At 73.0% G+C, this 10,029-nt stretch carries 10 protein-coding genes and 1 pseudogene; all 11 read left to right on the top strand.

Annotated elements, in window-relative coordinates; translation table 11 throughout:
- Positions 1–438, top strand: a 438-nt coding sequence (locus G5C65_RS23160; RefSeq protein ID WP_165300845.1) for a solute carrier family 23 protein, incomplete at its 5' end; no start/stop codon positions are given.
- Between the two features lie 18 nt (positions 439–456).
- Positions 457–855 (top strand): annotated as a pseudogene (locus tag G5C65_RS23155) (XdhC family protein); the annotation flags it as partial.
- 24 nt (positions 856–879) lie between these two features.
- Positions 880–2,301 carry a DUF6801 domain-containing protein gene (locus G5C65_RS40495; RefSeq protein ID WP_338146602.1) on the top strand — a complete coding sequence of 474 codons (1,422 nt, stop codon included), beginning with the start codon at positions 880–882 and terminating at the stop codon, positions 2,299–2,301.
- 33 nt (positions 2,302–2,334) lie between these two features.
- Positions 2,335–3,312 (top strand): ABC transporter ATP-binding protein, encoded by a 978-nt coding sequence (locus tag G5C65_RS23150; protein ID WP_165300844.1) that lies wholly within the window; start codon positions 2,335–2,337, stop codon positions 3,310–3,312.
- Positions 3,309–4,133 (top strand): MlaE family ABC transporter permease, encoded by an 825-nt coding sequence (locus tag G5C65_RS23145; RefSeq protein WP_165300843.1) that lies wholly within the window; start codon positions 3,309–3,311, stop codon positions 4,131–4,133. Before G5C65_RS23150 ends, G5C65_RS23145 begins: the two co-directional genes overlap by 4 nt.
- Before the next feature lies 1 nt (position 4,134).
- Positions 4,135–5,013 (top strand): MlaE family ABC transporter permease, encoded by an 879-nt coding sequence (locus tag G5C65_RS23140; RefSeq protein ID WP_165300842.1) that lies wholly within the window; start codon positions 4,135–4,137, stop codon positions 5,011–5,013.
- On the top strand, positions 5,010–6,356 hold the full coding sequence (locus tag G5C65_RS23135) for an MCE family protein (RefSeq protein ID WP_165300841.1): 1,347 nt from the start codon (positions 5,010–5,012) through the stop codon (positions 6,354–6,356). The genes G5C65_RS23140 and G5C65_RS23135 overlap by 4 nt, the downstream gene beginning before the upstream one ends.
- On the top strand, positions 6,353–7,384 hold the full coding sequence (locus G5C65_RS23130; RefSeq protein ID WP_165300840.1) for an MCE family protein: 1,032 nt from the start codon (positions 6,353–6,355) through the stop codon (positions 7,382–7,384). The genes G5C65_RS23135 and G5C65_RS23130 overlap by 4 nt, the downstream gene beginning before the upstream one ends.
- The gene (locus tag G5C65_RS23125; RefSeq protein ID WP_165300839.1) at positions 7,381–8,454 is read left to right on the top strand and encodes an MCE family protein; all 1,074 of its coding nucleotides are present in this window, start codon (positions 7,381–7,383) and stop codon (positions 8,452–8,454) included. Before G5C65_RS23130 ends, G5C65_RS23125 begins: the two co-directional genes overlap by 4 nt.
- Complete coding sequence (locus tag G5C65_RS23120) at positions 8,454–9,608, top strand: MCE family protein (RefSeq protein WP_165300838.1); 1,155 nt, start codon at positions 8,454–8,456, stop codon at positions 9,606–9,608. The genes G5C65_RS23125 and G5C65_RS23120 overlap by 1 nt, the downstream gene beginning before the upstream one ends.
- Positions 9,605–10,029 (top strand): MlaD family protein (locus G5C65_RS23115; protein ID WP_165300837.1); only part of this gene is annotated, 425 nt, incomplete at its 3' end. The genes G5C65_RS23120 and G5C65_RS23115, both read left to right, overlap by 4 nt.

The raw sequence follows: 10,029 nt of genomic DNA, 5'->3' as shown, positions 1-10,029 counted from the left end.
CTGGCCGGGGCCTCGGGACAGACGGTGTTCGTGGAGTCCACAGCGGGGGTCGGGGACGGCGCCCGCACCGGCCTCGCCAGCGTGGTGACCGGCCTCGGCTTCGCCCTGTGCCTCTTCCTCACCCCGCTGGCGCAGATCATCCCGCCGCAGGTGGCGGCGGCCGCGCTGGTCGTCATCGGCGCGATGATGATGACGAACGCCGCGCACATCGACTGGAGCGATCCGGCGGTCTCCGCCCCGGTGTTCCTGACGACGGTGCTGATGCCCTTCGCGTACTCCATCACCGCCGGAATCGCCGCCGGGGTGATCTCCTATGTGATGATCAGGGCAGTGCAGGGGAAGTTCCGCGAGCCCGGCTGGTTGATGTGGGTACTGGCCGCCGTCTTTCTGGCCTACTTCGCGCTCGGCCCGATCGAGCACTGGCTGGGTGTCGAGTGACGCAGTGAGGAGCACCTGATGCTGGACATCGCCGACGAGCTGAGCCGCTGGTGCGGGCAGGGGCGCGAGTTCGCGGTCGCCACGGTCGTGGCGGTCAGCGGCAGCGCCCCCCGGCAGCCCGGCGCGGCGCTCGCTGTCGACACGGAGGGCGAGGCCGTCGGCAGCGTCTCGGGCGGGTGCGTGGAGGGCGCCGTCTACGAACTGTGCCAGGAGGTGATGGAATCGGGCACACCCCGGTTCCAGACCTTCGGCTACAGCGACGAGGACGCCTTCGCCGTCGGCCTCACCTGCGGAGGCGTCATCGACATCCTGGTGACACCGGTGCGCGCGGACTCTCCCGCGCGCACCGCCCTGGCCGCCGCGGCCGCCGTGCTGCTGCTCGCCTCGGCTGCCCCCGGATCCACCCCCGCGGCGGCCGGAGAGAAGCGGTCTCCCCTCAGCGTGGCGTACGTGTGCGAGACCGCGTCGCCGGGACCGGAGCACACGGTCCTGGCCGAGATCTCCACGAGGTTCCCCAAGGCCGGTGTCCCCCGCCAACCGCTCCGTCCGGACGGGGTGACCGTCCGCGTCACCCTGCCCCGACGCACGGTCAGCGCCCTGTTCCCGGACGCGGCGGGCGGCATCGGCGGCATCGCGACGCTGAGCACGGCCGTCACCCAGCGGGGCGAGCGGGCGGTGGCCGACTGGAAGGGGCTGACCGCGCCGCCGGTGCACCCGCCAGGCGGCGGCGCGCTGGTCCTGCGGCACCGCGGCCCGGTGCCTCCGGTCACCGTGGAAGCGCCGGGCGACGTCATCTTCACGGCCGGAAAGCTGGTCCTGGACCTCCAGTCGCTGCCGCGCGACCCGGCCTCGGGCACCGGCGGCGCACGCGCCGGTCGCGAGGGCGAGCCGTCCGCTCCGGCCGCCGCACGGCTGACCTGCGCTCCCCGGCCCGGCGACCAGAATCTGCTGCTGGCCACGGTGCCGGTCGCACCGGCACCGGACGGCTCGGCCACCCCCTCGCCCTCCGGCGACCCGTCCGGCTCGTCCGGCCCCTCCGACTCCACCGGCCCTTCCGATACGCGCGGCTCCGGGGGCCCGGGGTCCGGCTCGCGGCGGCAGGACCCGGCGCCGGACGGGCGCCGGCTGACGGTCGGGCCCGCCGCGGACGCCGACGTGGGCGACTGCCCGTCCGAGGCGCCCGACGTGGACCTAGACGAGCGGCGGCTGCCCGAGCCGCCGCCCGGGGCTGTGGTGCGGGACGGCACCCCGTTCCCGCTGTGCGTCGTGCCCGTCGGCTACGCCACCGTGCGCAAACAGGGCAGCGCGATGATCGTCAACGATCCGGCGCGGCGGCTCGGGCTGCTGGAGATGGCGTACCTCAAACGCACCGTGCAGACCCCGGACGGCCGCTACACCGAGAGCGACTCGGCGGGCCTGATCGAGCTGCCCGACGCCCGCTCGACGTTCCTGGCCTTCGACTTCCAGCCGGTCACCGCGCGGGTGGAGTTCGAGGCCGGACCCGCCACCGTCGTCAACATCAACCGGGGCGGCGCGTTCTCCACCGCCATCAGCTACGACCAGACCATCCGCCTCCACGACGTGGCGGTGAACGGGGTGCCGCTGGACGTCGGCCCCCGCTGCCGCACCGCACGCCCCTTCACCACCGAACTCAGCGGCGACTACAGCTTCCTCACCGGCGGACTGGTGGAGGGCGAGGTCACCATCCCGCCGTTCTCCGGCTGCGGGACCGGCGGCGAGGACCTGGACCCGCTGTTCACCGCCGCGGTCTCCGGACCCGGCAACCGGCTGACGATCCGGCAGGGCGTGCCGTGCACGGCAGCCGCCTGCAGGGACCAGGTACCGGAACTTCCCGAGCTGTGAGCCGCGGGCACCGACACCCCCACGGGAGAGGGCATGGGAATCGAAGTGGCCGTCGAGGGCCTGACCAAGACCTTCGGCCGGCAGAACATCTGGAGCGATCTGACGCTCACCCTGCCCGCCGGTGAGATCAGCGTGATGCTGGGCCCCTCCGGCACGGGCAAGACCGTCTTTCTGAAGTCGCTGGTCGGGCTGGTCCGCCCGGAGCGCGGGCGGGTGCTCGTCGACGGGGTGGACATGGTCGGGAGCCGGGAGCGGGACGTCTACGAGGCCCGGAAGCGGTTCGGGCTGATGTTCCAGGACGGGGCGCTGTTCGGCTCGATGCCGCTGTTCGACAACATCGCCTTCCCGCTGCGCGAGCACACCGGGAGGAAGGAGTCCGAGATCCGCCGCATCGTGCTGGAGCGGATGGAGATGGTCGGGCTGCTCGGCTCCGAGGGCAAGCTGCCCGGGGAGATCTCCGGCGGGATGCGCAAACGCGCGGGGCTGGCCCGCGCCCTCGTCCTGGACCCGCAGATCATCCTGATCGACGAGCCGGACTCCGGGCTCGACCCGGTGCGGACCTCCTATATCTCCCAGCTGCTGATCGACCTCAACGCGCAGATCGACGCCACCATGCTGATCGTCACCCACAATCTCGACATCGCGGGCACCGTGCCGGACAACATGGGGATGCTCTTCCGGCGCGGTCTGGTGGCCTTCGGCCCCCGCGAGGTGCTGCTGACCAGCGACGAGCCGGTCGTCGCCCAGTTCCTCAGCGGGCGGCGCGCCGGGCCCATCGGGATGGCCGAGGAGAAGGACCAGGCCACCATCGACCGCGAGGAGACCCAGGGCGTCGTCGAGCAGACCCCGGCAGGACGGCCCGTCATGCCGCAACTGGAGCCCACCCCCGGGCTGCCGCGGCGCCAGGCGGTCAGACGGCGGCAGGAGCGGGTGCGGGCCATGCTGCACGAGCTGCCGCCGGCCGCCCAGCGGGCCGTCGTCGCGGGCTTCGCACCCGAGGTGTCCGCGTGAGCGCCCCGGGGCCGCGCGGGGCGCCCCGGGCTGCGACCCGGACGCCGCTTCCAGTGCCGGGCCTGGGCGTGGTCCGCGAGATCGGACGGCTGTTCGCGCTCGGGGTGCATGTGGTGGGGCAGATGTTCCGCCGCCCCTTCCAGCTGCGGGAGTTCGTCGAGCAGTTCTGGTTCATCGCCAGCGTGACCATCCTGCCCGCGATGCTGGTCACCATCCCGTTCGGCGCGGTGATGGCCCTCCAGGTCGGTTCGCTCATCGAGCAGTTCGGCGCCCGCTCCTTCACCGGCGGCGCCAGCGTCCTGGTGATGATCCAGCAGGCCAGTCCGCTGATCGTGTCGCTGCTGATCTCCGGGGTCGCGGGCTCCGCGATCTGCGCCGACCTGGGGTCGCGCACCGTACGGGAGGAGCTGGACGCCATGGAGGTCATGGGCGTCTCGCCGATCCAGCGGCTGGTGGTGCCCCGGGTGCTGGCCGTGATGGCGGTGGCGCTGCTGCTCAACGGGCTGGTGTCGGTGGTCGGCACGCTGGGCGGCTATTTCTTCAACGTCGTCATGCAGAACGGCACTCCGGGCGCGTACGTGGCGAGCTTCTCGGCGCTCGCCCAGCTTCCGGACCTCTACATCAGCGAGCTGAAGGCGGTCCTGTTCGGCTTCGTCGCCGGGGTGGTCGCCGCGTACCGCGGGCTGAACCCGAAGGGCGGGCCGAAGGGCGTGGGGGACGCGGTGAACCAGTCGGTGGTCTTCACCTTCCTCATCCTCTTCTTCATCAACGCGGTGCTGACGGCGATCTATCTGCAGCTCGTCCCGTCGAAGGGGATCTGACATGGCCCTCACCGACGCGAAGCAGCCGCCGCAGCCGGACGGGGGCCCGGAGTCCGTGCCGGGGGCCCGGCCGCGCGGCCGGTGGCTGGCCTGGCTGGAGCGGCCGGGCGACGAGCTGCTGTTCTATCTGCGGGCCCTGCTGTGGATCCCGCGCGCGGTCCGCCGCTACCCCAGGGAGATCCAGCGGCTGCTGGCCGAGGTCTCCTTCGGCAGCGGCGGCCTCGGGGTGATCGGCGGCACCGTCGGCGTGATGATCGGCATCACCGTCTTCACCGGCACCGTGGTCGGGATGCAGGGGTACGCGGCCCTCAGCCAGATCGGGACGGACGCCTTCACCGGGTTCGTCTCCGCGTACTTCAACACCCGGGAGATCGCCCCGCTGGTGGCGGCGCTGTCGCTGTCGACCACCGTCGGGGCCGGGTTCACCGCGCAGCTCGGCGCGATGCGCATCAACGAGGAGGTCGACGCGCTGGAGAGCATGGGCATCCGCAGCATGCCCTTCCTGGTCTCCACCCGCATCGTGGCCGCGGCGATCGCCATCGTCCCGCTGTACGGCATCGGGCTGCTGGGCTCCTATCTGGCGTCCCGCACCGTCACGGTGCTGTTCAACGGACAGTCCACCGGCACCTACGACCACTACTTCCAGCTGTTCCTGGTGCCCACCGACGTGCTGCTGTCCTTCCTCAAGGTGCTGGTCTTCAGCGTGCTGGTGATCCTGGCGCACTGCTACTACGGCTTCCGGGCCTCCGGCGGGCCCGCAGGGGTCGGGGTGGCTGTCGGCCGGTCGGTGCGCACCGCGATCGTGCTGATCAGCGTCACCGACTTCTTCCTCAGCCTCGCCCTGTGGGGCGCGACGACGACGGTGAAGGTGGCCGGATGAGTGCTCTCAGCCGTACCCGTACCCGTACCCGGCCCGGGGCGCGCGCGGTGGCCCGCCGCAGGCGGCTGGCGGGGGTGGCGTACCTCCTGGTGCCCGTCCTGCTGGCCTGGCTCTGCCTCGCCGTCTACAACAAGGAGTTCACCGACCGGGCCACGGTCGTGGTGGAGACCGGGCAGGCCGGCAACGAGATGCACGAGCGCGCCGAGGTGAAGGTGCGCGGCGTGGTGGTCGGCGAGGTCACCGGGGTCGACAGCGACGGCGAGCGGGCCCGGCTCACCCTGGCGCTGCACCCGGACCAGCTGGACCGGGTGCCCTCCGACGTACGGGCCCAGCTGCTGCCCACCTCCCTCTTCGGCCAGCGCTATGTGGCCCTGGTACCGCCGCCGCACCCCTCCCCCAAGCCGCTGGCCCGCGACAGCGTCATCCCGCAGGACCGCAGCCGGAACGCGGTGGAGCTGCAGGACGCGCTGGACCGGCTGCTGCCGCTGCTGACCGCCGTGCAGCCGCAGAAGCTGTCGGCCACCCTGACCGCGGTGGCCCAGGCGCTGCGCGGACGGGGCGCGGCGCTGGGCCGGAGCATGGTCGAGCTGGACGCCTATCTGGGCAGGCTCAACCCCCAGCTGCCCACCCTCACCCGGGACATCGAGCGGTTCGCCGAGGCGAGCCGGACGTACGCGAAGGCGGCGCCCGGCATCGTCGAGGCGCTGCACGACGCCACCACCACCAGCGCCACCCTCGCCGCGAAGAAGGCGGACCTGTCCCGGCTGTACGCGTCCGTGACCACCGGCTCCCGCGATCTGGACGGCTGGCTGCGGCAGAACCGGCGCAATCTGATCCGGCTGACCGCCACCAGCCGCCCGACGCTGGAGCTGTTCCGCCGCTACGCCCCGTCGTTCCCCTGCACGCTGAGCACCCTGGCCGACTTCGTACCGGCCATGGACCGGGCGCTGGGCAAGGGCACCCGCAGACCCGGGCTGCAGGTGGGGGTGCGGGTGGTCGAGCCCCGCGGCAGGTACCGGCCCGGCCGGGACGCGCCCGCGTACGGCGCGGGCGGCGGCCCGCGCTGCTATCCGGTGCCGTGGACCGGGGACGGCACCCCGGCCCGGCCCGCGGACGGCGGCAGCGGTACCAGCGGCGGCGCAAGCGGCCGCGGTGCGCCGCGCGGCGGCGGGCCGGTCGCCTCACTGCACGACGGACTGGGCCCGGCCAACTCCCCCGGCGAGAACGAGCTGCTGAACGAGCTGCTGGCGGCCTCGGGCGCGGCGCAGCCCGGCGCGCTGCCCGACTGGTCCAGCGTGCTGGGAGGGCCGGCGTTCCGGGGCACGGAGGTGAAGCTCAAGTGACCCGCACAAGCCTGACCGGACCGGTGCTCAAGTCCCTCGCCTTCGTGCTGGTCACCGCGCTGGCCACCGGCATGCTGGCGCTCAGTGTCGCCGGCACCTCCGTCGGCTCGACGAACCGCTACAAGGCGTGGTTCACCGACACCACCGGGCTCATCGAGGGCGACTCGGTCCGCATCGGCGGTGTCGAGGTCGGCGAGGTGACGTCGATCGAGGTGGTGCAGCGGCGCTATGCGCAGGTGGAGTTCACCGTGGCGGAGGACCGCGCACTGCCCGCCTCCGCCACCGCCTCGGTCAAGTACCTGAACATGGTCGGCCAGCGCTATCTCGCGCTGCGGCGCGGCACCGGCGAGGTCGGCAGGACGCTGCGGCCCGGCGCGACCATCCCGCTGGAGCGCACCACCCCGGCGCTGGATCTGACCCAGCTGTTCAACGGGTTCCGCCCGCTGTTCCAGGGCCTGTCCCCGCGGCAGACGAACGAGCTGGCGGGCTCCCTCGTCCAGGTGCTGCAGGGCGAGGGCGGCACCGTCACCGGGCTGGTGCGCACCATCGGCTCACTGACCACGACCCTGGCGCGGAAGGACCACGTGATCGGCGAGGTCGTCGACAACCTCAACACCGTGCTGGGGACCGTCAACAGGCGGGAGAAGAAGTTCTCCGGCCTCATCACCACGCTGGAGCGGCTGGTGGACGGCTTCGCCGAGGACCGGAAGCCCATCGGCGAGGCCGTCGACGCGATGGGCTCGCTGTCCGCCAGCACCAGCGGCCTGCTGCGGGACGGCCGCGCGCCGCTGAAGCGGAACATCCGGGAGGTCTCCCGGCTGTCCGGCAACCTGGCCGACAGCGCCCCGCAGGTCGAGAACTTCCTGCGCCGCACCCCCCGCAAGATGCGGGCGATCGGGCGCACCGCCTCCTACGGCTCGTGGCTCAACCTGTATCTCTGCGAGGCGAGGGTGACGGGCGTGACCACCGGGGACGGCAGTCCGCCGCCGACCGGGGTCGCCCTCACGGATGCGAGGTGCCGGCCATGAGGCGGCTTCCGCTCCGTGCGGCCCCCGCGCGCCGCTTCCGCGTCCCCCGCCCCTGGGGCCGGCCGGTCCGGGAGCGGAACCCGGTCGCGGTCGCGGTGGTCGGCCTGGTCCTGCTCGTCCTCGCCGGGCTGCTCGCGTTCAACGCCCGGTCGCTGCCGCTGCTCGGCGGCGGCACCAGCTACAGCGCGGACTTCGCCGAGTCCGCCGGGCTGCGGAAGGGCGACGAGGTCCGGGTCGCCGGGGTGCGGGTCGGCGAGGTGGACGGCGTCGGGCTGGACGGCCCGAAGGTGAAGGTGCGCTTCACCGTCAAGGACACCTGGATCGGCGACCGAAGCACCGTGGCCATCGGCGTCAAGACGCTGCTGGGCGCCAAGTACCTCGCCGTGGACCCCCGCGGGGCCCGGGAGCAGGACCCGGACCGGCGCATCCCCCTCCAGCGGACCACGTCCCCCTACGACGTGGTGGACGCGTTCACCGGGCTCGGCGAGACCGTCGGGGAGCTGGACACCGACAAGATCGCCAAGAGCTTCGACGCGCTCTCCGACGCGTTCGCGCACACCTCCCCGCATGTGCGCAAGGCCGCCAAGGGGCTCTCCGCGCTCTCCCGCACGGTCTCCACCCGGGACACGGAACTCGCCGAGCTGCTGCGGGGCGCCAACCGGGTCACCGGCACCCTCAGCAAGCAGCGGACGCGGTTCGAGAACCTCATCCGCGACGGCAACACGCTGCTGGCCGAGGTCCGTGCGCGGCGCGACGCGATCCACCGCCTCTTCACCGGCTCCCGCGATCTCGGCAAGCAGCTCGGCGGCCTGGTGGACGACAACAGCCGGCAGATCGGCCCGGCGCTCGACGCGCTGGACCGGGTGACCGGGGTGCTCGCGAAGAACCGCAGGTACCTCGACCGGGCGCTGGCCACCGCCGGCCCCTACTACCGGCTGGTCGGCAACGCGCTGGGCAACGGCCGCTGGATGGACAGCTACCTGTGCGGCCTGGTGCCCCGGGACTACCTGCCCGCCGGTACGCCTCCGGCCACCGGCTGCATGCCGCCGAAACGAGGAGGTGGACGCTGATGGACTCCCGGTGGTTCCCGCGTTCCCGGCCCGCGCCGGGCGGCCCGAAGGGGCGCGGGGCCCGTGTCCGCCGCCGCTTCGCCACAGGGCGCGCCGGACGCGCCCTGGCCCTGCTCCTGGCCCTCGTCCTGCTGGGCACCGCAGCGGTGGTCGGAGTACGGACGCTGCGCTCCCCCGAGGGCACCCGGATCACCGCCTGGTTCGACCGGACGATCGGCGTGCACGAGGGCTCGGACGTACGGGTCCTGGGGGTGCGGGTCGGCAGCGTACGGCGGATCGAGCCACGCGGCGAGCGGGTCAAGGTCACCCTGCGGGTGCGCGACGGTGTCCCGGTCCCGGCCATGGTGCGGGCCGTGGTGGTCTCGCCCAGCGTGGTCTCCGGCCGCTTCGTGCAGCTCAGCCCCGCCTACGGCGGCGGCCCCCGGATGCCGGACGGCGGCGTCGTGCCGGCCCGGCGCACGGCGACCCCGCTGGAGATCGACGAGCTGCTGCAGAGCCTGACCGACCTGTCCGACGCGCTCGGACCCGAGGGGGCCGACAAGGACGGTGCGCTGTCGCGGCTGCTCGACGTCGGCGCGGAGAACCTGGACGGCAACGGCAAGGCCATCGGCGACACCGTCCGGCAGCTCGGCGGCGCGGCGAAGGTGCTCGACGACAGCAGCGGCGACCTGGTCGGCACCATCCGGCAGTTGCAGAAGTTCACCACCATGCTGAAGAGGAACGACGGGGGGGTGCGCAAGGCCGTCACCCAGCTGTCGGACGTGGCCGTCTTCCTCTCCGAGGACCGGGGGCATCTGGCGGCCGCGCTGAAGGAACTCGGCACGGCGCTGGGCAAGGTCAAGACCTTCGTCCGGGACAACCGGCGCCGGCTGGGCTCCAACGTGGACAAGCTCGCCGCGCTCACCCGGACCGTGGTCAAGCAGCGCGCGTCCGTCGCCGAGGCGCTGGACACCCTGCCGCTGGCCGCGTCCAACGTGGAGAACGCGTACAACAAGCGGACCCGGACCATCGACGGCCGGGTGAACATCAACGAGCTCCGCGCGGGCGCCCGCGAGCAGCGAAAGGACCGCTCCGCGCTGCCGCTGCCGCCCGTCGGCGGCGTCTACGGCACCCCGCCGCGCGCGGCGGGCGGCGCGAAGGGAGCGGGCCGGTGAACCGCCGCGCCGCCCGTGCGGGCATCGCCCTGTGCGCGGGGGTCAGCCTGGTCGGACTCGCCCTGGTCCCCGGCGGCTTCCCCTCCCCCCGCTTCGACGGTCTGGAGGACCTGCCGCTGCCGGGCGGGGCCGACCTCGGCGGCCACCCCTACACCGTCACCGCCGAGTTCCGGAACGTCGTCAACCTCTTCCCGCACTCCGCGGTCAAGGTCAACGACGTGGCGGTGGGCCGGGTCACCAAGGTCTCGCTCGGCGAGGGGCAGTGGCACGCCACCGTGACGATGAAGGTCAACGGCAAGGTCGAGCTGCCCCGGGGCGCCTACGCCCATCTCGAACAGTCCAGCCTGCTCGGCGAGAAGTACATCCAGCTCACCGCGCCGAAGACCGGGAAGCGCGAGGGAGACGGGGGAAGCGGGGGAGG

Origin of the sequence: Streptomyces boncukensis (genome assembly GCF_011045075.1) — a bacterium.
GTDB lineage: Bacteria > Actinomycetota > Actinomycetes > Streptomycetales > Streptomycetaceae > Streptomyces > Streptomyces boncukensis.
This window is presented reverse-complemented; position numbering and strand designations above follow the sequence as displayed.

Coding starts and splice junctions, on each gene's coding strand:
- G5C65_RS23125 (WP_165300839.1), top strand. CDS start 7,381: ATGAGGCGGCTTCCGCTCCGTGCGGCCCCCGCGCGCCGCTTCCGCGTC.
- G5C65_RS23140 (WP_165300842.1), top strand. CDS start 4,135: ATGGCCCTCACCGACGCGAAGCAGCCGCCGCAGCCGGACGGGGGCCCG.
- G5C65_RS23135 (WP_165300841.1), top strand. CDS start 5,010: ATGAGTGCTCTCAGCCGTACCCGTACCCGTACCCGGCCCGGGGCGCGC.
- G5C65_RS23120 (WP_165300838.1), top strand. CDS start 8,454: ATGGACTCCCGGTGGTTCCCGCGTTCCCGGCCCGCGCCGGGCGGCCCG.
- G5C65_RS23150 (WP_165300844.1), top strand. CDS start 2,335: ATGGGAATCGAAGTGGCCGTCGAGGGCCTGACCAAGACCTTCGGCCGG.